Raw genomic sequence first — 21,851 nt, 5'->3', positions numbered from 1 at the left:
CAGCAGGTAGGCAACAGGTCCGGGGTGCCCGGGGAAAGAGGTCACATGGGAAACATCCTGGGGGATGGACTGCCGGGCGCCGCCGAGCATGTTGCCGCTGATTTGTTGCCCTTGGTGAACCGGCTTGCACGGTGCGGGGCGCGCGTCGAGGAAGCTCTGGCCCATCTGCGGGACATCCAGATGCTGGAGTGGCAATCGCCGGCCGGGCGGGCGTACCGGGACACGGTGGGCCGGCAGGGCGCAGCCCTGCGCCAAGCTGTCGACGCCCTGGAGGTGGCGAGGGCCGCCGTCGCGAGGCACGCTGCGGACAGTGTGGCGGCGGCGGCCAGTGCCGGCAGGATGCCCTGATGGACTTGGCAGATGAGGCCTATCCCGAGCCCGTCAGGCTGACCGGTGCGTCGCGGGACGGCCACCTGAGCATCCGGGGTGGCAGCGGCGGCATCGGGGTCCAGCTCGAGGAGTTGACTGCGGGCGCCGAAAAACTTGAGGCTTTGGCCAGTGACCTGATTGTCGTGGAACAGGAGGCCGGACGAATCCTGGACCAGCTCTGCTGGGCTGACCGGCAGCCGCCGTGGTCCGCTTCCGGGCACATCGCGGCAGTGCGGGACGGCCAGTGGCGGGTCCAGGCAAGCCGGGCGGAGCTGCAGCGGATCAGCAGCCAGGTCCGTGCCTGCATGCGTGATTACCAGGACGCGGAGTGGCGGGCCAATGTGGGAAGAAGCCTCGGATTCGCCGCCATGACGGAGACCGGTCTCTCGTGGGCCACGATGGCAGCCACTGGCGTTCCGGACCGGAGGGTCACCGAAAACGTCATTGCCATGATGCAGTTGGCGGCGCCCCAGGTGCAGGCAGTCAACGAACACGCCCCCTTGATCCGGGATGCCTTGATGGCGTTGGTGGCAACCTTCATCCCGCGGGACATCACGCTGCGGAAGCAGGAAACGGTCCAGGTGGACCTTGACACGTCGCCTGGAGGGTTGCTGGCGCGGCTCCAGGAAGTGGAGGCCCGTGGTACCGGAGCCATCGAGGTCCTGGAAGTGGATAACGGCGGCGAAACGGCCTACGTGGTCATTGTTCCGGGGACCCAGGCTGCCGGAAAGGACGCCGGCGGTGACAACCCCTTTGATGAGGCGGGCATCGTGGAGTCCATGCTGTACGACTCCCGGGAAGTGAATGAGGCTGTCCTCGCGGCGCTAGGCGAAGCTGGAGCCGAAAAGGGTGCTCCCGTAGTTGCTGTGGGTTACAGCCAGGGCGGCATCCATGCCATGAACATGGCCGCCGATCCGCGGGTGTTGGCGCAGTATGACGTGAAGTATGTGCTCACCGCCGGGTCTCCGGTGGCGGGGATCACCACCCGTGAGGACGTGGAGTCCCTGCACCTTGAGCATCAGGCCGACTGGGTCCCCGGCAGCGACGGTGCCCCCAACCCCGAAACCCGCAACCGGGTGACCGTATCGGTGGACACGCCGATCGAGCCCGGCGGGGACAAAGGGCTTGGTCCCGGACACCGGCTTAGCGGCTATGAGGACGCAGCACGGCTCGTGGCGGCGAGCGATGATCCGTCGCTCGTACACTCCACGGCGGCCCTGGGCGGTGTGCTCGGCGCCGGGGGAGCGGCCTCGGCCACGCGCTACTCCCTGACGCGGGCCAAGGGCCCCTCCACCACCCTTGCACCGCCGGATCCCCGCTCCCACGAGCGCCACCTTGGCGGACGCTAGCCGGTGTTCAGGCGATTTGGGCGGCAGGTATCTCGGCGTAGCGGTTGGAGCGGGTCTTCGCTGGAGCCGGGGCAGGCTCCGGGGCTGCTGGCGGAGCGAGCGCCGGCGGTGGAGCCACCGGCTGTGCCACGGGGCAACGGAAGTTGTAATCGAGGTTGCCGGCGGTAAATTGCGTGAGCGCGACGACGCCGCCGGAGGTGAGGGGAGCGGCCCCGCAAAGATCCGCCGCGCTGGAGGTGGATTCAGCGCCCGCCAGCCAGCTCATCAGGGAGTACAGGTTGCTGTGGGGGCCCACGTCACCCACAATTTCGCCGAACTGGTAGCCGGTGGAATATATGCCCACCTCCACCCCGGCGCCCTGCAGGTAGGCGGTCATGCCCTCCAGCTCCGCGGTGTTGGCAGCCTTGTTGGACAGCCAGCTGTTCCCGGTCTCGACGTCCAGCCACCACGTGCGGTGGGCCGCACCGCCTCCTGCCCCGGCGAGGCTCCCCGCGTCGTTGTAGGCCATCGCATAGCCGTGGACATAAGCGCAGGCGGGGGATGCGGTGCCATCGCACATCCCGTAGGGGTTGGCGATGTCCGCACCCATCACGCTGTTGTTTCCAGGCCACCACAAGGAGCCCACCGGGCCAGTCGAGGCGGTGTTGACGTAAATTGCAGACGGAACTCCTGCCGCCGCCTCGGAGCTGCGGTCCGCCCAGGCCAGTTGCTCCGCTAGGCAAGGGTTCGCCGTCGTTGGCCGGCCGCCGTTGACGCCCACCACGGCAAACGCCGGCGGTGCAGGCAACTGACCGCCGCATTGCGGCCAGGAAACATCGTTGCCCAGGACGGCGGACTCCTGGGGAAGCGGCACCGCCCCGGAATCCGCGCGGGCCGGTCCCGCTTGCCACGCCAGCAGCAGGCAGGCCGCAGCCAGGATTGCTCGTGCCTTCATTCTTGTCCCCCGTATCCGGAACTGACAGCTACGGGCCTGTCGCCGGCCCCGTTCGCAGCCTAGGAGCGGTGGCCCCGGGCGGTCATGGGTAGCGGGTACTGGAGTTTCGGCAGCCGGCCGGAGCACGCCACCTGCCGGGTACCTGTTTCAGCCTCTTCCGGTACTTGGGCCGCAGCCGCAGGCCTTTGGGCCACCTTCAGGAAGTTCGGCGGCGCGGGGTTATGGAAACTTCAGCGCCGGCTGCCGGGCACCAGCCCGGCCACCAGTGACACCAGGGAGATGATGATCGCGGCCAGGATGGCCGTCCAGAAGAAGGAATCGATGGTGAGGTGCACGGGGGTGTAGTTGCTGATCCAGGCTGTCAGGTAGAGCATGGCGGCGTTGATGACGATCGCGAACAGCCCAAGCGTCAGGATGGTGATCGGGAGCGCAAGCAGGCTCACCAGCGGCCGCACCAAGGCGTTGACCACGCCGAAAATGAGGCCGATAAACAGGTATGCCAGGACTATCCCGATGGTGTCGGTGTCCTGCGAGATGCCGGTCCGTGCCACAGCATCGGAGGCGGCAGTGCTGGTGATGTCCATGCCCGGCAGGACCCAGCTTGCTACCCACAGGGCGGCTGCGTTGAAGATGACCCGAAGAATGAAGGAACCCATGGCCCCATGCTTCCACAACAGCCTTCGGACATCCTGGCAAATTCTGCTCCTGAACGCGCTGCCGGCCTGAACTCAGGATTCGTCCAATTCTGTCAACCCTATTGACAGACCAGAAAGCGGTTTCACAGACTAGAGAAACCGCTTTCTGACATGCCGCACAGCGAAGTCGGCAGCGGAGGCGGTTCATTCCAATGGAGGAAGACAGCACATGCGCATCAAACGTCCCTTGGCAATCGCAGCAACGGCGGCAGCGGCGGCGTTCTGCCTGCCGGTCCAGGCCATGGCCGCCCCACCCCCGCCGCAGTCATCCCCCACAGCCCAGACCGTGAGGCAGCCGCTTGAGCGCCAGGTTCTCCCGGAACGCGACGGCTGGGCGTCCTCCGGCGCCGGAACAACGGGAGGATCCACAGCCACACCGGACCGAATCTTCGACGTCCGCAACCGGACCGAGCTGGTCTCCGCGCTCGCGGCAACCGGCACTGACCCCCGCATCATCCGCGTCCACGGCGACATCCGGGCAAACACCGGCCCCGCCGGTGAACTGAGCTGCGTCGATTACGCGGCGGGCACGGGGTTCTCCCTGGAGCAGTACCTCTACGACTATGACCCCGCCCGGTACGGAACTGACCAGGAGCCGGCCGGGGAGCAGGAGAGTGCCCGGCGCAAGGCCGCAGCCAACCAGGCCGCTGTCATCCGGTGGGACATCCCCAGTAACACCACCATTGTGGGTGCCACCGCTGACAGCAGCATCACCGGCGCCGCCCTGCGCATCAACCGGGCCAACAACGTGATCTTCAGGAACCTCACCGTCCGGGATTCGGCTGACTGCTTCCCTGCCTGGGACCCCACCGATGGCGACCACGGCAACTGGAACAGCGAGTACGACCTCCTCCAGGTCATCAACGGATCAACGAACGTCTGGGTTGACCACTCACACTTCACTGATGCCCCCAACCTGGACATCAACCAGCCCTCGTACTTCGGACGCCCGTACCAGGTCCACGACGGGGCAGTGGACGTCACCAACGGCTCAGACCTGGTCACGCTCTCCTACAACCGTTTCTCCGACCATGACAAGCTCCTCCTGATCGGATCCACCGACTCGACCAGCCGCGGAGACGTCGGCAAGCTACGCGTCACCATCCACCACAACTCCTTCGAGAACGTCGGCCAGCGCGCCCCGCGGGTCCGCTACGGCCAGGTGGACGTCTACAACAACCACTTCACGACGTCGGCCGCCTCGCCGACGCCCTACACGTACACCTTCGGCGCGGGCGTCGAGTCCCACATTTATGCCGAGGCCAACGCCTTCACCATGCCCCGGGACATTCCAGCGTCCTCGCTGATCAGGCACTTCAAGGGCCAGGCCATCACTGCCGTGGACAACACTGTCAACGGAAAGCGCGTGGACCTCCTGGCCGCGTACAACTCTGCCGCAACCGCCGACAAGCAACTGGTGGCGGACGGATCCTGGACTCCCACATTGCGGACAAAGGTCCACCCGGCCCAGGCAGTGCCGGCCCTGCTGAAGAACAATGTGGGTCCCGTCTATACGGCAGGCGGGGGCAACTGATGGCGGCATTTTCACCCAGCCGGCGTGCTGTCCTGGCAACAGCGGCAGCTGGCGCCGCAACGGTGGCCACTGTCCTGGCAGCCCCAGGGGCAACGGCGGACACCGCAGGCCGCCCCGCCCGGGCGCCGTCCAACAGGAAACCGGTGATCTTCGTGGTGGGGGATTCCACCTCGTCCGCCTACCAGCACTCTGAGCGTCCCCGGGCCGGCTGGGGCCAGGCTCTTCCCCTGTTGCTCGGGCCGCAGGCCACGGTGTTCGACTACGCGTGGTCCGGCGCCTCCTCCAAGAGCTATGCCGACGCCGGCCTGCTGGGCGAGGTGGCCGGGGCGCTGCAACCGGGCGACTATCTGCTGATCTCCTTCGGCCACAACGACGAAAAGGTCGAGGACCCTGCCAGGGGAACCGACCCGCAGACCACCTTCAAGGAATACCTCCGGAAATACCTGGACGCAGCGGCAAGCGCCGGGGCCAAGGCCGTGCTGGTGACGCCCGTGGAGCGGAGGAGGTTCAGCCCCCTGGGAATCGCCCAGGACACCCACGGCGCCTACCCCCAGGCGGTCAGGGAGTTGGCCGCCGCAGCCGGAGTTCCCCTGGTGGACCTGACAGGCTCCTCCAAGGATCTGTGGCAGCGGCTCGGGCCCGAGGGAACCACGTCCCACTTCCTCCATGCCACCCCGGGCCAGTACCCCCAATACCCTGACGGAGTCACGGACAACACCCACTTCCAGGCTGCGGGAGCCCTGGCCGTCGCCCAGCTGGTGGCGGCAGCGCTTGCGGGACAACGGATTGTGCCGCCTGGTTGGTTCCAGAATCTGGAAGCCCCACTGGATCCGCTCTCAGCCATCTACTGGCCCAGCGAACGCCCGGTGGACAAGCCGCTGGTCCTCAACGTCGGCAGGGGGCACGCCTTCGGGACGGTGCAGGCCGCCGTCGATGCTGTGCCGGTGAACAGCACGCGCCGCACCGAGATCCGCCTTGACCCCGGTACTTACCGTGAGCTGATCCGGGTACCGGCCAACAAACCGAGGGTCTCGTTCGTCGGCCGCGGGCAGGCGCCGGAGGACGTGGTGCTGGTCTACAACAACGCGTCAGGCACCCCGAAACCCGACGCCACGGGGCCCTATGGAACCGGCGGAAGCGCCAGCGTGCGGATCGACGGCCCGGACTTCAAGGCCGAGAACCTGACATTCAGCAATGATTTCGACGAGGCCGCCAACGCTGACATGAAAAACCGGCAGGCCGTGGCACTGTTCCTCGCCGGGGACCGGGCTGTCCTCCGCAATGTCCGTTGCCTGGGCAACCAGGACACGCTGCTGGTTGATTCCCCCGCCCGCGGTGTGCAGGCGCGCTCCTACTTCACGGACTCATGCATTGAAGGCGACGTGGACTTCATCTTCGGCCGGGGAACTGCCGTGTTCACCGGCTGCCGGATCCGTTCCCTGGACCGCGGGTCCAGCACCAACAACGGTTACGTCTCCGCCGGTAGCGTCAATATCGGAATCAAGCACGGATACCTGTTCACCCAGTGCCGGTTTGTCTCAGACGCAGCCTCCGGATCGGTCCACCTGGGCCGGCCATGGCATGCGGGCGGAGATCCGGAGGCCATCGCCCAGGTGCTGGTCCGCGACTCGTGGCTGGGAGCCCATATCTCCGGCGCGCCCTGGACTGACATGAGCGGCTTTTCCTGGCGGGAGGCCCGCTTCCACGAGTTCAACAACAACGGCCCCGGATCGAGGATCACCGCGGACCGGCCGCAGCTGGATCCCCGCCGGGCGGAGGAGTTCACTGCCGGAGCGTACCTGCAGGGGGCAGATGCCTGGGCACCGCAGCTGGCTGGAAGCAAGGCAGACAGTGCCGCGCTGAACGTGGGCCAGCCGGCGTAAGCCGCGGTGGAGGGTGCCGGACCGGGTCCCGCGGGTTCCGTGGCCCGGCCGGTACCCCGGGTTCCAGCCCTAAACCCGCAAATACCCGCAGCAGTAGGCTAGTTTTCATGACCTCCTCTGAAACCCTGGCAGGCGGCGTCGCTCCGCGCCCGGTGGTGGGCCGGTTGCCCCGTTACGCCGCCGGAAAGCCGCCCGCCGCCGTCGACGGACTGGCAAGTTACAAACTGTCCTCGAATGAGAATCCACTGCCGCCCCTGCCGGCCGTCCTGGACGCCATTGCACGGCAAACAGATTTCAACCGTTACCCGGACCCGCTCAGCAGCAGGCTCCGGGCGGCGCTCGCGGAATTCCTGCAGGTTCCCGCAGAGGACATCGTCACGGGGGCCGGCAGCCTGGGTGCCCTTAACCAGATCCTGGCTGCCTTTGCCGGCCAGAACGACGACGGCAAGGCCGACGAAGTCATTTACGCGTGGCGATCCTTCGAGGCCTACCCCATCAGCGTGGGTCTCGCCGGGGCCGAAAGCGTCCGCATCCCTGTAACCGCCGACGGGCGGCACGACCTCGACGCCATGGCGGTGGCGGTCAGTGCGCGGACCAGGGTGATCCTCCTCTGCACCCCCAACAACCCCACCGGGCCCGCCTTGACCAGCGCCGAAACGGAGGCCTTCATCCGAACGGTGCCGGCCAACGTGGTAGTGGTCATTGACGAGGCCTACCAGGAGTTCGTCCGGGACCCCAACGCGGTGGATGGCATCGCCCTCTACCGCAAATACCCGAATGTGGTGGTGCTGCGTACGTTCTCAAAGGCTCACGGCCTGGCCGGGCTGCGGGTTGGCTACAGTGTCTCCAACCCAGGGCTGACGCAGCACCTCCGGGTGGCGGCAACCCCGTTCGCCGTGTCGCAAATAGCGGAAACCGCGGCAATTGTTTCACTGCAGAATTTCGGCCAGGTTGTGGAAAGGGTACAAAGCCTGGTGGATGAGCGCACCCGAGTGATGGCGGGCCTGCGTGACCTCGGCTGGGTGGTCCCCGAGGCCCAAGGCAACTTCGTCTGGCTGGCATTGGGCGAAGAAAGCGCTGATTTTGCGGAGAAAGCCGGCGTCCAGGCGCTCTCCGTCCGCGCCTTCCCGGGCGACGGCGTCCGCGTCAGTATCGGCGAGGTGGAAGCCAACACCCGGCTCCTGGAGTTGTGTGCGAACTATACAAAGGCACCCCGGGGTTCCTAGCACTTAACAAGTAGGCCTGCGCCAACCTACTGAAGATAAAGTTAGGATCAGTAAGCCATTGTATATGCCGTTTCGGGAATGTATTCCCTGTGAGGCATATATCCCAGCGACATTGCATTGCATCCGCATGCGGGAAGCAAGGAGACGGTATGGGCACACATCTGCCTTCCACCGAGTTCGACGGAACAGCGGTTGACGACCAGCGGGAAGCTGACGCGGAAGCCGTCATGGGCCAACCCCCAGCAGAGATGGTCCAGCTGCTGGGCCCCGACGGAAAACTCGGCGCCGATCCCGTGTACAGCACCTACGCGGACAAACTCACCCCCGAAGACCTGCGCGGACTGTACGCGGATATGGCCAGGATCCGGCGATTCGACGTTGAGGCAACAGCGCTGCAGCGGCAGGGACAGCTTGCGCTCTGGGTTCCGCTGACGGGCCAGGAGGCAGCGCAGATCGGTTCCGGCCGGGCCAGCCAGCCGCAGGACTATATCTTCCCCACCTACCGTGAGCACGGCGTGGCGCTGACCCGTGACGTGGATCTCGCCGAACTGCTCCGCCAGTTCCGCGGCGTGTCCAACGGAGGCTGGAACCCCAAGGACACGAACTTCCACCTCTACACGCTGGTCCTGGCCGCACAGACGCTGCACGCCGTGGGCTACGCCATGGGCATCCAGCGGGACCAGAAACTCGCTGCCGCAGCGGGCAGGGCCGGAAACGAACCGGACGCTGCCGTCATCGCCTACTTCGGTGACGGTGCCAGCTCCGAAGGGGACGTCCACGAGTCCATGGTCTTCGCCTCCTCGTACAACGCACCCGTGGTGTTCTTCTGCCAGAACAACCACTGGGCCATCTCGGTCCCCACCAACGTGCAGACCCGGGTGCCGCTGTCCAACCGCGCCAAGGGCTACGGCTTCCCCGGCATCCGGGTGGACGGGAACGACGTCATCGCTGTGCACGCCGTCACCGAGTGGGCGCTGGAGCATGCCCGCCAGGGCAAGGGCCCGGTCCTCATTGAGGCGTTCACCTACCGGGTGGGTGCCCACACCACTGCTGACGATCCCACCAAGTACCGCGGATCCGACGAGGAAGACGCCTGGCGCGCCAAGGACCCGCTGGTGCGCCTGGAGAAGTACCTCCGCGCCGCAGGCCTGGCCGACGACGCCTACTTTGCCAAGGTCAAGGCCGACGGCGACGAGCTCGCCTCGTATGTGCGCCGCACCGCCCATGACCTCGAAGACCCGGACATCCGGGCCGCATTCGCCAACGTCTATGCTGAAGCGCACCCCCTGGTGGCTGAGGAACTGGCCTGGTTCGAGGAATACAGCGCAGGATTCGCCGGCGGCGACGAGCCGTCCGCCCAGCACGGCGCAGCAGCAAAGGCAGGCCACTGATGACCACCATGACCATCGCCAAGGCCATTAACGAAGGCCTTCGCGCCACGCTGGCAGCCAACCCCAAGTCGCTGCTGATGGGCGAGGACATCGGCCCCCTGGGCGGCGTCTACCGGGTCACCGACGGGCTCATCGGCGAATTTGGACCCGACCGCGTGGTGGACACCCCGCTGGCCGAGTCCGGAATCATCGGCACCGCCATCGGGCTGGCCCTGCGAGGGTACAGCCCGGTCTGCGAAATCCAGTTCGACGGTTTCGTGTTCCCCGGCTTCAACCAGATCACCACCCAGTTGGCCAAGATGCACGCCCGCAGCCACGGCAACCTCACCGTTCCGGTGGTCATCCGCATCCCTTATGGCGGCGGCATCGGCTCGGTGGAACACCACTCCGAATCACCGGAGGCCCTGTTTGCCCACACTGCCGGGCTGCGCATCATCACCCCCTCCAACCCGCACGACGCCTACTGGATGGTCCAGCAGGCCGTGCAGTGCCAGGATCCAGTGATCATCTTCGAACCCAAGCGCCGCTACTGGCTCAAGGGCGAAGTGGACACCGCAGCTCCCGGCCCCTCAGGCGACCCCTTCAAGGCCCACGTCCTGCGTGAGGGCACCGACGCCACCATCGTGGCCTACGGACCCCTGGTGCCCGTGGCCCTCGCAGCCGCCAACGCTGCCCGGGAAGACGGCCACAGCGTGGAAGTCATCGACCTCCGCTCCATTTCGCCGCTGGACTTCGATACCGTCACCGCATCCGTGGAAAAGACCGGCCGGCTGATCGTGGCCCACGAGGCCCCCACTTTCGGCGGCATCGGCGGCGAAATCGCTGCACGCATCAGCGAGCGTGCCTTCCATTCCCTTGAAGCCCCCGTCATCCGGGTGGGCGGCTTCCACATGCCCTATCCCGTTGCCAAGGTGGAGGAAGACTATCTTCCGGACATCGACCGCATCCTGGAGGCGCTGGACCGCGCCCTCTCCTACTGAGGACACCATGACGCTGAATAAATTCAACCTGCCGGACGTCGGCGAAGGCCTCACTGAAGCGGAAGTCGTTTCCTGGAAGGTCAAGCCGGGCGATGCCGTCGCCATCAACGACGTCCTTTGCGAGATCGAAACCGCAAAGTCGATCGTCGAACTTCCGTCCCCGTTCGCCGGGACCGTCACCGAACTCCTCGTGCCGGAAGGGGTGACCATCGACGTCGGGACGGCCATCATCAGCGTCAGCGACGACGTCGCGGGCGATCCCACGCCTGCTGACGTCCGGGCGCCTGAAGCACCGGCGCCGGCCGATGCGCCTGCGCAGCCGCTGTACGGCAAGCTTCCTGATGATGCCCAGGACAACGGCGCGAACGACGCCGGCGCGCAGGGCAGTGCCCCGGCGGGTGGTCCGCTGGTGGGCTCGGGACCAAAGGCGGACGCCGTCAAACGGCGCCCCCGCGTCACCCGTACCGCTGCGGCGGCCAAGCCCGCCGACGCGGTGACGGTCAACGCTCCCGAAGTGGAGCCGGTCCAGCCGCATACCCCGGCAGAGGTCACCGGGCGCCCGGCAGCCGCCGCAACGCAGGGCGGCCAGGCCGCCGTCGTGGACACCCGTCCCACGCTGGGTGGCACCATCACCGGGCTGGTCAACCGCGTCCTCGCCAAACCGCCCGTCCGCAAGATCGCCCGGGACCTCGGGATCGACCTCGCCGACGTTGTGGCCACCGGCTCCCGCGGCGAGGTGACCCGCGAGGACCTGGTCAGCTACCAGGCGCAGCGCGACGCCGAACTGGACAAGGCGGACGGCTTCTGGGGCAAAGCCGGAAAGCCGCAGGACCAGCGGATCGAGACTATCCCGGTCAAGGGCGTGCGGAAGGCGACCGCAAAGGCCATGGTGGAATCGGCCTTCGCGGCCCCGCACGTCAGCATCTTCGTGGATGTGGACGCCAGCCGGACCATGGAATTCGTCAAGCGGCTCAAGGCCTCACGGGACTTTGAGGGCATCAGGGTCTCGCCGCTCCTTATCCTGGCCAAGGCCGTCATCTGGGCTGCCGCCCGGAACCCCAGCGTCAATGCGTCGTGGGTTGAGAGCAGTGACGGCAGCGGCGCTGCCGAGATCCAGGTCAAGCACTTCATGAACCTGGGTATCGCCGCGGCAACGCCCCGCGGCCTGATGGTGCCCAACATCAAGGATGCGCAGGACCTGTCCCTGAAGGAGCTGGCGCTGGCCCTGAACAACCTGGCCACCACGGCGCGTGCGGGAAAGACCCAGCCGGCGGAGATGCAGGGCGGCACGCTGACCATCACCAACATCGGTGCCCTGGGCATCGATACCGGCACGCCCATCATCAACCCGGGCGAGGTGGCCATCGTCGCCTTCGGCACCATCAAGCAGAAGCCGTGGGTCCTGGACGGGGAGGTCATTCCGCGCTGGATCACCACCCTGGGTGGCTCCTTCGACCACCGCGTGGTGGACGGCGACCTGTCCGCCCGGTTCATGGCCGACGTCGCGGCCATCCTGGAAGAACCCGCGCTGCTCCTTGACTGAGGCGGGGGCAGGGACTGGCGTGGCGGCGTCCGGCCGCGCCATCCGGGTGAAGAATAAAACCGCCCGGTGGCTGACCGAGGCGTTCCAGCCGCCGGTGGTGGTCACCGTCCAGCTGCTGATCAGCCCGCTGGTCCAGGACGGTTTTCCCGCCACCATGGCCTACGGGGCGCTGGCTGCCCTGTTTGTCTGCGTGCTGCCGCTGCTCCTGCTGCTGGTCCTTGTCCGGCTGGGAAAGGTCACGGACCACCACGTCAGCGACCGCCGGCAGCGCCTTCCCGTGCTGCTCATGGCCCTGGCGTCCATCCTTGCGGGGCTGCTGGTCCTGACGGCAGCAGGTGCGCCGGCCAGCGTCATCGCCATGGTGCTGGCCGTGGTGGGGGGAGTGGTGGTGCTGGCAGCCGTCAGCCCATTCTGGAAGATGAGCGGGCACGCCGCCGCCATCTCCTGTTCGGCCGTTGTTGCGGTCCTGATGCTCGGCGCCGCGTGGACACCGTTGCTGCTGCTCATCCCGGCGGTCGGCTGGTCTCGGGTGGTCCTGCGCGCCCACACGCTGGCGCAGGTGGTGGCAGGCTCGCTCTTCGGCGGTGTGGTGATGGCCGGGATCTGGTGGCTGCTGAGGCTCTGGCTGGTGCCGTAGGCGGCTTGTGCGGCCGGAACTGCTAGTAGGCCGGGTAGGCGTACATCATGTCCACAGCGGCAGAGTCGCCCATGGAGGAGGCGATGACGACGGCGGCGCCCACCATGAGTGCGGCCCAGGCCGTTGCGGCACCGGTCATGATGGAGAGCAGCTTCCAGTCCTCGCGCAGGACGCTGCGGACGGTGCGGGGGAGGTTGAGGTCCGGGGCGATCATGTTCGGCGCGGAGTCGGTGGTGCCGTCATCCAGCAGCGCAACCACCGTGCCGTTGCCGCGGTCCACGCGCATGGAGCAGATGTGGTTTCCGTGGCGGGCCAGGAGGATGTCGTGGCCTACGAGCTGGCGGCGCTGAAGAGTGATCAAGGGGTCCCCTCTAGTGGTGGGTTGTTGTCGTCCGCACCGTTGGGGGCTCCCTCAATTTTATCGTTTCGCCCGTAGCTGAATGGGTTTTTTGGGCGTGAGAACGCCCACCCCCCGCAGCGATGTGCGCCACCACGGGGAGTGTCGGGCGTAACTCCTAGTCGGCGTCGTACGTGTTCGCGATGTACACGTCGCACGGGGCGTTGTGTGCCACGCTGTTGGCCACGCTGCCCAGCACCCGGCCGATGCCCTGCATGCGCCGGTTTCCCACCACGATGATCTTTGCGTCCATGCGGAGGGCTTCCTTGATCAGGGCGTCCGCCGGACGGCCGCGCGCCGCCGAGTAGGTCACCTTGATCTGCCCGCCCAGGGACTCGGCCACCGTCCGGGCCACGTGCTCGGCCCCGTCCGCGTCGGAGACGATCCACTGGTCACTGCCACTGCCGAAGACTTCCGTGCGGTCGCTGTCAAAGGCCGAGACAACGTGGAGCGTGGCGCCCAGCGCTGCTGCCAGGTCCCGGGCCGACTCTGCGGCCTTCTTGGCTGTACCGCTCCCGTCGACGCCTACAACGATGGTTCCGCTCATGAAATGCTCCTTTGCTTGGTTCCTGACGGCACTAATGAGGCCAACGCTACCGCGCGGCCAGCGCTTCCTGCAGTACCGGCGCCAGGCGGCGCACCCCTTCCCGGATGGCATCCGGCGGGACGGCGCTGAATGCGAGGCGCAGTTTGTTGGACGGCTCGTCCGACGGCGTGAAGGCGGCTCCCGGAATGAAGACCACTCCGGCGTCGATCGCCTTGTGCAGGAGGGGGTAGGTGTCCACGCCCTCGGGGAGCGTCACCCAGACGAAGAAGCCACCGTCCGGGCTGGTCCAGGAGGCACCCTCCGGCATGTACTTGGACAGCGCCGCCAGCATGGCCCGGCAGCGTTCGGCGTACATGCCGCGGTAGGTGGCGATCTGGCCCTTCCAGTCGTAGTCACGCAGGTAAGCCGAGACGAGCATCTGGTTCAGGGCCGGCGGGCAGAGGGTGACGGCCTCCGCCGCAAGGTAATACCGCCGCTGCAGGTGCTCCGGCACCAGTGCCCAGCCGATCCGCAGGCCGGGCGCGAAGATTTTCGAGAAAGAGCCCATGTAGATGACGTCGTCCGGGTTGGCGGCGCGCAGCGGGGCCAGCGGTTCGCCGTCGAACCGCAGCAGGCCGTACGGGTTGTCCTCAATGATCAGAATATTCGCATTGCGGCATATATCCACTATTTCCTGGCGCCGTTCGGCGGCAAGGGTTATGCCCGAGGGGTTGTTGAAGCTGGGGATGGTGTAGAGGAACTTGATGCTCTTTCCGGCTAACTGGAGGGCGGCGATCCGCGCCTCGAGGAGCTCGGGGACCAAGCCGGACTGGTCCATGGCCACGGTTTCCACCTGCACCTGGTACGCCTCGAAGGTGTTCAGGGCGCCGACGTAGGTGGGGTCCTCCACCAGGACGACGTCCCCGGGGTTGCAGAACAGTTTGGTGGCGACGTCCTGGGCTGACTGGGAGCCGGCCGTGATCACCACGTTCTGCGGCATGGCATCCACGATTCCTTCGGCCGCCATGACCTCGCAGATCTGCGTGCGGAGCTCTTCCGTTCCCTGGCCAGCGCCGTACTGCAGAGCGGTGAGCCCCTCCTCGGCGATGATCCGGGCCGCTGTTTCCGCCAGGCGGTCAAGGGGGAGCGACTGCAGGTAGGGACTTCCGCCGGCCAGGGACACCAGTCCGGGGCGCAACGAGATGTCGAAGACGTCACGCACGGCCGACTGCCTGATGTTCGCGGCACGCTCGGAGAACAGTTCCTCATGGCGGTGCGCCGAGGTGGCCGCCCGCTCGATGGCGTCAATGGCTTCGGCTGGAAGGGACGCGGCTGCGGCGTCGAGTGTCTCGTGGCTCACACGCTCAGGATACAGCTGAGTGTTGCCTGAAAAGCAACACTTGTTGTTCCCGAAATTACTGGCCCGGTGTACCTTCCAGCCGCAGCACCTCCGCCAGGGGCCGCCCGTTGAGGTAGACCTGCGCCCTGACGGCACCTACGGCGGCCAGCGCTGTCTGGGTGAGTTGGGCTTCCAGCCTCGGAATGTCGCACACGCCGCCCAGGCTCAGTGCCCCTGAAAGGTAGACGGTCACGGCGGTGCCGTCGAAGCTGCCGGACAGGAACTTGAGCCGCGATCCCGCCAGCGCGTTGTAGATTTCGCGCCCGGACGGGACATCCGATGCCGGGAGGCTGGCGCCACTGCCTGCAGCCAAAAGGGCATTCATGGCGGCCGGCAACGGATCCTTGCCCGCCGGCCGTGCCTGGTCCACGCCAACCAGGCTGTCATTGCAGCCGAACCGCACTCCGTTATTGCCGCCGTCGTCCAGCAGGACGAAGTAGGCAGTGACGGTCCCCTGGGCTGCGGGCATCCTTTCCGGGGCGGCTGCGGGGGAGGGCTCCGCGGAGGGTGGCGGTTCAGCTGAGGGTGTTGTGCCCGGCTCCGGCACCCCGCTGGCCGTGGCGGCGGAACCGGGCCGGCCCGTCACCGCCGGCGCCGGCGCAGCAACGCCTTCCGGCCGGGCCCCGGACGGCTGCTGCGGGGACGTCCCACCTGATGGAGTGCTGGCGCCGGAGGTGATGGCGGCCGTTCCGGCCGGCGGGGACGCTTGCGGCTGCGGGGCCGGCACGGCGGCGCCCGGAGCCGCGGCCGGGCTCGCCGCGGTACCGCCCTGCGGTGAGGCCGGGAGGCCGTTGCATGCGGTGAGCCACAGGGGAAGCGCCAGGGCGGCAGCCACCGCTACCCGTGCACTCCGCTGCCCCCTGGGTGCTGCTTCTCTTGGCATGCTCCACCGCGATTCCATCCGGTTTTTCCAGTGAATCAACGTTACGGCGGCGGCCCACCCGCGGAGATGTCCGTGCGGTACCGGTTGGGACAAGAGTTGGTCACGGCGGACCGCCGCGGCGTGGTTGGGGTGGTGGCGGTTTGGGCCTGGCGGGGGCACCCGGTACAGCTGCGCCCGGCACGCGAGGTGGCGTGCCGGGCGCGGCAGGAACTGCGCGGATGGTCCGCTCGGGAGGCTAGGCTGCCGGGGCGGCCGCGGCCAGTGCGTCGAAGACGCCCTTGATCTGCTCTACAACCTCGGCGTCGTCCTTGGGGTGGATCTCGGCGAAGCGCACCATGGAGCCGGGGACGGCGAGCTTGGCGTCCTCAATGACCTGAGCGCCGGCAATGCCGGCGGCCTTGCGGGCTTCGTCCTGCGCCCAGACCCCGCCGAACTGGCCAAAGGCGGTGCCGACGACGGCGGTGGGCTTGCCGGCGAGGGCGCCGGCGCCGAAGGGGCGGGACAGCCAGTCGATGGCGTTCTTCAGGGGAGCGGGGACAGTGCCGTTGTACTCCGGGGTGACCAGCAGGATGGTGTCGGCTTCGTTGGCGGCGGCGCGCAGAGCGGCGGCGGCGGCGGGAACCTGGCCCTCGACGTCGATGTCTTCGTTGTAGAACGGGATGTTGCCCAGGCTCTCGTGGATGACAACGTCAACCTGCTCGGGGGCGTTGGCCTGGATGGCCTCGGCCAGCTGCTGGTTGGTGGACCCGGCGCGCAGGCTGCCAACAAGGGTAAGAATGGTGCTCTTCGTCATGGAAACTCCTTGGTAGGGGCCGCGGGAGGGCCGTCGGCCTTTTCAAAGCTGGGGCATTTGATGCCTTCACCAGACTAAACGGACTATGGTCCGTTTATTATTCCCGGGGTCTAAACTGGATCCTGTGACCTCCATCCCACTGCGCCCCGAGCCGACTCCGGCAGCGGCCGAACGCAGCGATGCCGCAAGGAACCGGGAGCGCCTCCTGCTTGCCGCGAGGGAGCTGATTGCCGACTGCGGCACCGAGGGCCTCACCATGGACCGCCTCGCCGAGCGCGCCGGGGTGGGCAAGGGGACGGTATTCCGCCGCTTCGGCAGCCGGGCTGGGCTGATGCTGACACTGCTCAACGACTCCGAAGCAGATTTCCAGGCACGGTTCATGTTCGGGCCGCCACCGCTTGGCCCCGGGGCTCCGGGCCTGGACCGGCTCATCGCCTTCGGGGCTGAGCGCATTGCCTACGTGGTGGAGTTCGGCGACCTGGTCCTCGCCGCCGAGAATGCCTCGCGGGGGCGGTTTGAGGTGCCTGCCGCGGCGCTCTGGCTCCGGCATATCGAGGTGCTGCTGCGGGATGAAGGGTTCGACGCCGACCCCTGGCTCATGGCGGGGTCGCTCAGCGCAGCCCTGGACCCCGAGCGCCTGCTCGACCTGGTCCGCCGGCACGGCGTTCCGCCGGAGCGGCTGGTGGATTCCTGGAGGGATCTTGTCACACGCGTGGTGCGGGCCCGCTAGATTAGCCCCCTGTGGAGGATCCGTCCAGTCAAATCAACTCCACAGAGTTATTCATAACGATCTGATACGGGCGTGTGCTTTTCCGGGCATTGGCGGGCATCTTGCGTTTACGGCTGTGATAGTTTCCTCTGGAATGTGACCCGCAACATAGTCCATCAGGACCAGCCCGCAAGGGCTGCGGGAGCCAGCTATCCGCTGGCAACGAACTCCGGCGACGCGGCACAACCCCCGCCCAGCCGGGGAAGACGGAAGGACCATCGCGTGATTGTTGTTTTGCCCCGCATTCCGGCACACCGGCGGGCCTGGCTGTGTCCGCCGCAGCAGCACGTGGCGGCGAAGCAAAAGTAGCCGTCCCATGCTCAAGTACCTTGCCAAGCGCGGCATCACGTATGTGGTGATGATCTTCCTGACCACGTCCGCCGGATATTTCCTGGCGGTCAGCTCACTAAAACCGGCGCTGCTGGAGCAGGAACGCATTCCCCGGCCCACCCCTGAACAGGTGGCCAACTCGATGCGCCTGAAGGGCCTCGACCCGGATATGAGCGCGTGGGACCGCTACGTCCAGTGGCTCACCGGCGTCGTTACCCGCTGGGACTGGGGCAGGAGCCCCAACGGCGCCTTTATCAATGCCGAGTTCGGTGACCGCGTGTGGATTTCCACCCGGCTGTTCCTGGCCTCGATCATCCTCACCCTCATCATCGGCGTGGCCCTTGGCGTGTATTCGGCAGCCCGGCAGTACAAGTTCCAGGACCGGGTCATCACGTCCTACAGCTACCTCGCCTACATCGTCCCGGCGCCCATCGCCTACTTCCTGGTGCAGCTCGGTGCCATCAATATCAACGAGACGGTGGGGAACCGCATCTTCTTCGTCACCGGCATCTCCACCCCCGGGATGGAAGCCGGCTGGCCACAAGTAGTGGACATGGCGGCCCACTACGCCGTCCCCACAGTGGCCATCACGCTGGTGGGCTGGGGCGCCTACCAGATTGCCCAGCGCCAATACCTGCTGGACAACGTCAACGCCGACTTTGTCCGGACCGCCCGCGCCAAGGGCCTCAGCAGGAACCAGGCCATTGCACGGCACGCACTCCGCGTGTCCTTCATCCCGGTGGCCCAGAGCATCGCCTTCACCATCCCGGCCATCTTCGCCGGCGGTTTCTTTGCCGAAAAGATCTTCGCCTGGCCCGGCGTTGGTTCCTGGAGCATCGACGCCATTTCCCTCCAGGACGTCAATGCCGCCACCGCCACCCTGGCGTACGGTTCGGTCATTTTCGCCCTGGGCGCCATCCTGGCCGACTTCGCAACCACCCTGGTTGACCCGAGAGTGCGGGTGCAGTAACCATGACCAACCTGAACGCAGTGGACCCCGCGGCAGTAGCGCAGGACGCGCACCTGGAAAGCGCCGACGTCGTCATCGCCAAGTCCACCATCATCTTCCGCCGCTTCATGCGGAACAAGACCGCCGTGGCCGGCCTGGTCATCTTCCTGGCCCTTACCGTTTTCTCCTTCGTGGGCGGATTCCTCACTACCTGGGACAAAGAAACCATCGACCCCTTCAACATCGGGATGCCGCCCTCGGCCGAGCATTACCTGGGCACCTCCCAGGCGGGGATCGACCTCTACGCGATGACCGTTGAAGGCACCCGCATCTCCATCCTGATCGGCTTGATCGTCGGCCTGGTCTCGGTGCTGATCGCTGCGGTCTATGGCTGCACCATGGCCTACTTCGGGGGCAAGGTGGACAAGGTGATGCTCTTCGTCCTCGAAGCGCTCATCATGATGCCCGCACTCCTGGTGGTGGCAGTGGCCACCAGCGGCGGCGGCGCCGGCCTCAAGCGCGACCTTCCGTCCTGGCTGCTGCTGATCATCGTTTTGCTCGTCTTCAGCTGGATGGGCACCGCCAGGCTGATCCGGTCCCTGTCCATGTCCCTGATGCAGCGGGACTTCGTCAAGGCAGCCCAGTACATGGGCGTCCCGCCGCGGCGGATCGTCTGGCGGCACCTGGTCCCCAACATCGGGTCCCTGCTGGTCCTGGACATCACCCGCGGCGTCACCGGCGCCATCCTCGCCGAGGTGGCGTTCTCGTTCATCGGCATCGGCATCAAGGTTCCGGACGTCAGCCTGGGCGTCCTGATCGGCGGTGCCACCTCACAGGTACAGACCTTCCCGTGGATGTTCTGGGTGCCGCTGACGGTGATGTTCCTGCTCACCGGCTCCCTGGCCATGATGAACGACGGCCTGCGGGACGCGTTCGACCCCAGTTCCAGTTCCACGGGCAAGGCCCGAAAGGCCAGGAAAATCCGGGCGGAGAAGAGTAAATGAGCAGCGAAACCACTACCGGGTCCGGCACCACGGCGTCGGTCAATTCCACCGCCGACGCCGTCGAGCGGCTGCACATAGCGGGGCTCCACGCGCCCACTGACGCTGTGCTGTCCGTGCGGGACCTCAACGTCCGGTTCAACTCCGAGAACGGCGTGGTCCACGCCGTCCGTGGAGTGGACTTCGACCTCCTGCCGGGCAAGACCCTGGGCATCGTGGGCGAATCAGGCTCCGGGAAGTCAGTGACATCACTGGCCATTATGGGCCTGCTTCCGGAAGCCGCCGAGGTCACCGGTTCGGTACGGCTCAAGGGCCGCGAACTGCTGGGGCTCAGCGACAAGGCCATGTGCGAATACCGCGGCAATGAACTGGCCATGGTCTTCCAGGACCCGTTGTCCTCCCTGACGCCCGTGTACACCGTGGGCACCCAGATCATCGAAGCGCTGACCATCCACAACCCCACCATGAGCAAGCAGGCCAAGGAAGCCCGCGCCGTCGAGCTCCTGGCCATGGTGGGAATTCCCAGCCCGAAGGACCGGCTGAAGGCCTTCCCGCACGAATTCTCCGGCGGCATGCGCCAGCGCGTGATGATCGCCATCGCCATTGCCAACAACCCCCGGGTGCTCATTGCGGATGAGCCGACGACGGCCCTGGACGTCACCATCCAGGCCCAGGTCCTCGAGGTGCTGCACACCGCGCAGGAGGAAACCGGCGCCGCCGTCGTCATGATCACGCACGACCTTGGCGTGGTGGCGGGCATGGCCGACGACATCATGGTGATGTACGCCGGAAAGCCCGTGGAAACCGGCGCGGTGGACGATATCTACTACAACCCGCGGATGCCCTACACGCTGGGCCTGCTCGGAGCCGTCCCGCGCGTGGATGTATCCGAAAAATCCTCGCTGGTACCCATCGACGGCATACCGCCGAACCTCCTGCACACCCCCACCGGATGCTCCTTCGCGCCGCGCTGTCCGCTGGCCACCGATGCCTGCCTCGACGGGGAACCTGCGCTGGCCCCGGTCCCCGGAGGCGCCCTGCACCACGCCGCCTGCATCAAGTCGGCGGCCCTCGGCGGTGACGTGGACGTCCACGACATCTTCGCCGCCCCGCCGGTACCGGAGTCACGCTTCGACGCCATCCCGCGGGAGGACCGCTCCACCGTCCTCCAGCTTAAGGACGTGCGCAAGCACTTCCCGTTGACCAAGGGTGCGCTGCTCAAGAAGCGAATCGGTACGGTCAAAGCCGTGGATGGACTGAGCTTCGACGTCCGCGAGGGCGAATGCTTCTCCATCGTGGGCGAATCGGGCTCCGGAAAAACCACCACCCTGCTGGAAATCATGGAGTTCCACAAGGACCAGGACGGCGAGGTGGTGATTGGCGGCATCAGCAACAAGCAGGCCGCTGACACCAAGACCAAGAACGCCATGCGGCGCGAACTGCAGATGGTGTTCCAGGACCCCACCGGCGCCCTGGACCCGCGGTTCACCGTGTACGAGGTCCTCGCGGAACCGCTGCAGAACGCCGGCATGGACCGCCCGGCCATCAGGAAGCGGATCATGGAGCTGATGAAGCTCGTGGGCCTGCAGCCGGACCACGTGAACCGGTTCCCCAACCAGTTCTCCGGCGGCCAGCGCCAGCGCATCGGCATCGCCCGCGCACTTGCGGTCAACCCCAAGCTGGTGGTCCTGGACGAGCCCGTCTCGGCACTCGATGTGTCGGTGCAGGCCGGGGTCATCAACCTCCTGGACAAGCTCCGCGCGGAACTGGGGCTGAGCTACCTCCTGGTGGCCCACGACCTCTCCGTTGTCCGGCACATTTCCAACCGCGTGGCGGTGATGTACCTGGGCAAGATCGTGGAGATCGGCGAGGTGGACCGCGTGTTCGACAACCCGCGCCACCCGTATACCCGCGCCCTGCTCTCCGCCATCCCGGTGCCGGACCCGCACGTGGAACGCACCCGGGAACGCATCATCCTCAAGGGCGACCTCCCGTCGCCGCTGGATGCCCCCAAGGGCTGCAACTTTGCCACCCGCTGCCCGGTGTTTGCCGCCCTGCCTGCCGCGAAGCAGGAAAAGTGCCTAACCCTGGAACCGCCGCTGGAAGCTGTGGCACCGTCGTCGGCGGCGCAGGCGCTGGAACCCGCGGCGCCCGCACCGGATCAGCGTTTCGCCTGCTTCTTCCCTGACGGGGAACTGGACGAAGACATGCTGGTGACCCACGACCAGGCGGAACACCATGCACCCTAGATTTAGCCGACCCA

20 protein-coding genes are annotated in these 21,851 nt (G+C 66.7%); 13 read left to right on the top strand and 7 right to left on the bottom strand.

Annotated features, from left to right (window positions below):
• Positions 1 to 45: 45 nt before the first annotated feature.
• Complete coding sequence (locus BLT71_RS00870; RefSeq protein ID WP_091716773.1) at positions 46 to 348, top strand: hypothetical protein; 303 nt, start codon at positions 46 to 48, stop codon at positions 346 to 348.
• Positions 348 to 1,718 (top strand): hypothetical protein, encoded by a 1,371-nt coding sequence (locus BLT71_RS00865; protein ID WP_091716771.1) that lies wholly within the window; start codon positions 348 to 350, stop codon positions 1,716 to 1,718. The genes BLT71_RS00870 and BLT71_RS00865 overlap by 1 nt, the downstream gene beginning before the upstream one ends.
• A 7-nt stretch (positions 1,719 to 1,725) precedes the next feature.
• Here BLT71_RS00865 and BLT71_RS00860 read toward each other — a convergent pair whose 3' ends face one another.
• The gene (locus BLT71_RS00860; protein WP_091716769.1) at positions 1,726 to 2,652 is read right to left on the bottom strand and encodes a glycoside hydrolase family 25 domain-containing protein; all 927 of its coding nucleotides are present in this window, start codon (positions 2,650 to 2,652) and stop codon (positions 1,726 to 1,728) included.
• Between the two features lie 230 nt (positions 2,653 to 2,882).
• Entirely contained in the window at positions 2,883 to 3,308 is a 426-nt protein-coding gene (locus BLT71_RS00855) for a phage holin family protein (RefSeq protein WP_091716767.1), read from the bottom strand.
• 208 nt (positions 3,309 to 3,516) lie between these two features.
• On the opposite strand from BLT71_RS00855, the gene BLT71_RS00850 reads away from it, so the two are divergent.
• The 7 genes from BLT71_RS00850 to BLT71_RS00820 all read left to right on the top strand — a co-directional run bounded on the left by BLT71_RS00850 (position 3,517) and on the right by BLT71_RS00820 (position 12,541).
• The gene (locus tag BLT71_RS00850; RefSeq protein ID WP_091716765.1) at positions 3,517 to 4,881 is read left to right on the top strand and encodes a pectate lyase family protein; all 1,365 of its coding nucleotides are present in this window, start codon (positions 3,517 to 3,519) and stop codon (positions 4,879 to 4,881) included.
• Positions 4,881 to 6,764 carry a pectinesterase family protein gene (locus tag BLT71_RS00845; RefSeq protein ID WP_091716763.1) on the top strand — a complete coding sequence of 628 codons (1,884 nt, stop codon included), beginning with the start codon at positions 4,881 to 4,883 and terminating at the stop codon, positions 6,762 to 6,764. The genes BLT71_RS00850 and BLT71_RS00845 overlap by 1 nt, the downstream gene beginning before the upstream one ends.
• A 107-nt stretch (positions 6,765 to 6,871) precedes the next feature.
• Entirely contained in the window at positions 6,872 to 7,990 is a 1,119-nt protein-coding gene (locus tag BLT71_RS00840; RefSeq protein WP_091716761.1) for a histidinol-phosphate transaminase, read from the top strand.
• A 149-nt stretch (positions 7,991 to 8,139) separates the two neighbouring features.
• A complete protein-coding gene (gene pdhA / locus BLT71_RS00835; protein ID WP_091716760.1) occupies positions 8,140 to 9,381 on the top strand; it encodes a pyruvate dehydrogenase (acetyl-transferring) E1 component subunit alpha in 1,242 nt (413 codons plus the stop codon).
• Positions 9,381 to 10,361, top strand: a complete 981-nt coding sequence (locus tag BLT71_RS00830; protein WP_091716758.1) for an alpha-ketoacid dehydrogenase subunit beta — start codon at positions 9,381 to 9,383, stop codon at positions 10,359 to 10,361. Before pdhA ends, BLT71_RS00830 begins: the two co-directional genes overlap by 1 nt.
• Positions 10,362 to 10,368: 7 nt before the next feature.
• The gene (locus BLT71_RS00825; protein WP_091716756.1) at positions 10,369 to 11,904 is read left to right on the top strand and encodes a dihydrolipoamide acetyltransferase family protein; all 1,536 of its coding nucleotides are present in this window, start codon (positions 10,369 to 10,371) and stop codon (positions 11,902 to 11,904) included.
• 19 nt (positions 11,905 to 11,923) lie between these two features.
• On the top strand, positions 11,924 to 12,541 hold the full coding sequence (locus BLT71_RS00820; RefSeq protein ID WP_172829884.1) for a phosphatase PAP2 family protein: 618 nt from the start codon (positions 11,924 to 11,926) through the stop codon (positions 12,539 to 12,541).
• Between the two features lie 22 nt (positions 12,542 to 12,563).
• On the opposite strand, the gene BLT71_RS00815 is transcribed toward BLT71_RS00820, so the two are convergent.
• From BLT71_RS00815 to BLT71_RS00795, 5 genes are all read right to left on the bottom strand, one after another.
• Positions 12,564 to 12,902: a hypothetical protein gene (locus tag BLT71_RS00815; RefSeq protein WP_091716754.1), complete on the bottom strand. Its 339-nt coding sequence runs from the start codon at positions 12,900 to 12,902 to the stop codon at positions 12,564 to 12,566.
• Positions 12,903 to 13,056: 154 nt separating this feature from the next.
• On the bottom strand, positions 13,057 to 13,485 hold the full coding sequence (locus BLT71_RS00810) for a universal stress protein (protein ID WP_045732676.1): 429 nt from the start codon (positions 13,483 to 13,485) through the stop codon (positions 13,057 to 13,059).
• A gap of 46 nt (positions 13,486 to 13,531) precedes the next feature.
• Positions 13,532 to 14,824 carry an aminotransferase-like domain-containing protein gene (locus BLT71_RS00805; RefSeq protein WP_091716752.1) on the bottom strand — a complete coding sequence of 431 codons (1,293 nt, stop codon included), beginning with the start codon at positions 14,822 to 14,824 and terminating at the stop codon, positions 13,532 to 13,534.
• Between the two features lie 55 nt (positions 14,825 to 14,879).
• On the bottom strand, positions 14,880 to 15,746 hold the full coding sequence (locus BLT71_RS20695) for a GerMN domain-containing protein (protein WP_231994397.1): 867 nt from the start codon (positions 15,744 to 15,746) through the stop codon (positions 14,880 to 14,882).
• Between the two features lie 235 nt (positions 15,747 to 15,981).
• Positions 15,982 to 16,539, bottom strand: a complete 558-nt coding sequence (locus tag BLT71_RS00795; protein WP_091716750.1) for an NAD(P)H-dependent oxidoreductase — start codon at positions 16,537 to 16,539, stop codon at positions 15,982 to 15,984.
• A 124-nt stretch (positions 16,540 to 16,663) separates the two neighbouring features.
• On the opposite strand from BLT71_RS00795, the gene BLT71_RS00790 reads away from it, so the two are divergent.
• The 4 genes from BLT71_RS00790 (at position 16,664) to BLT71_RS00775 (ending at position 21,837) form a co-directional block, all read left to right on the top strand.
• Positions 16,664 to 17,269, top strand: coding sequence for a TetR/AcrR family transcriptional regulator (locus BLT71_RS00790; protein ID WP_231994396.1), 606 nt, complete (start codon positions 16,664 to 16,666; stop codon positions 17,267 to 17,269).
• 355 nt (positions 17,270 to 17,624) lie between these two features.
• Positions 17,625 to 18,608 (top strand): ABC transporter permease, encoded by a 984-nt coding sequence (locus tag BLT71_RS00785; protein ID WP_091716746.1) that lies wholly within the window; start codon positions 17,625 to 17,627, stop codon positions 18,606 to 18,608.
• A gap of 2 nt (positions 18,609 to 18,610) precedes the next feature.
• Positions 18,611 to 19,591, top strand: coding sequence for an ABC transporter permease (locus BLT71_RS00780; protein ID WP_056080531.1), 981 nt, complete (start codon positions 18,611 to 18,613; stop codon positions 19,589 to 19,591).
• Positions 19,588 to 21,837 (top strand): ABC transporter ATP-binding protein, encoded by a 2,250-nt coding sequence (locus BLT71_RS00775; protein WP_091716744.1) that lies wholly within the window; start codon positions 19,588 to 19,590, stop codon positions 21,835 to 21,837. The genes BLT71_RS00780 and BLT71_RS00775 overlap by 4 nt, the downstream gene beginning before the upstream one ends.
• Positions 21,838 to 21,851 lie beyond the last annotated feature (14 nt).

Origin of the sequence: Pseudarthrobacter equi (assembly GCF_900105535.1) — a bacterium.
Taxonomy (GTDB): domain Bacteria; phylum Actinomycetota; class Actinomycetes; order Actinomycetales; family Micrococcaceae; genus Arthrobacter; species Arthrobacter equi.
The sequence above is the reverse complement of the archived record's forward strand: the minus strand, read 5'-3'. Positions and strand labels throughout refer to the sequence as shown.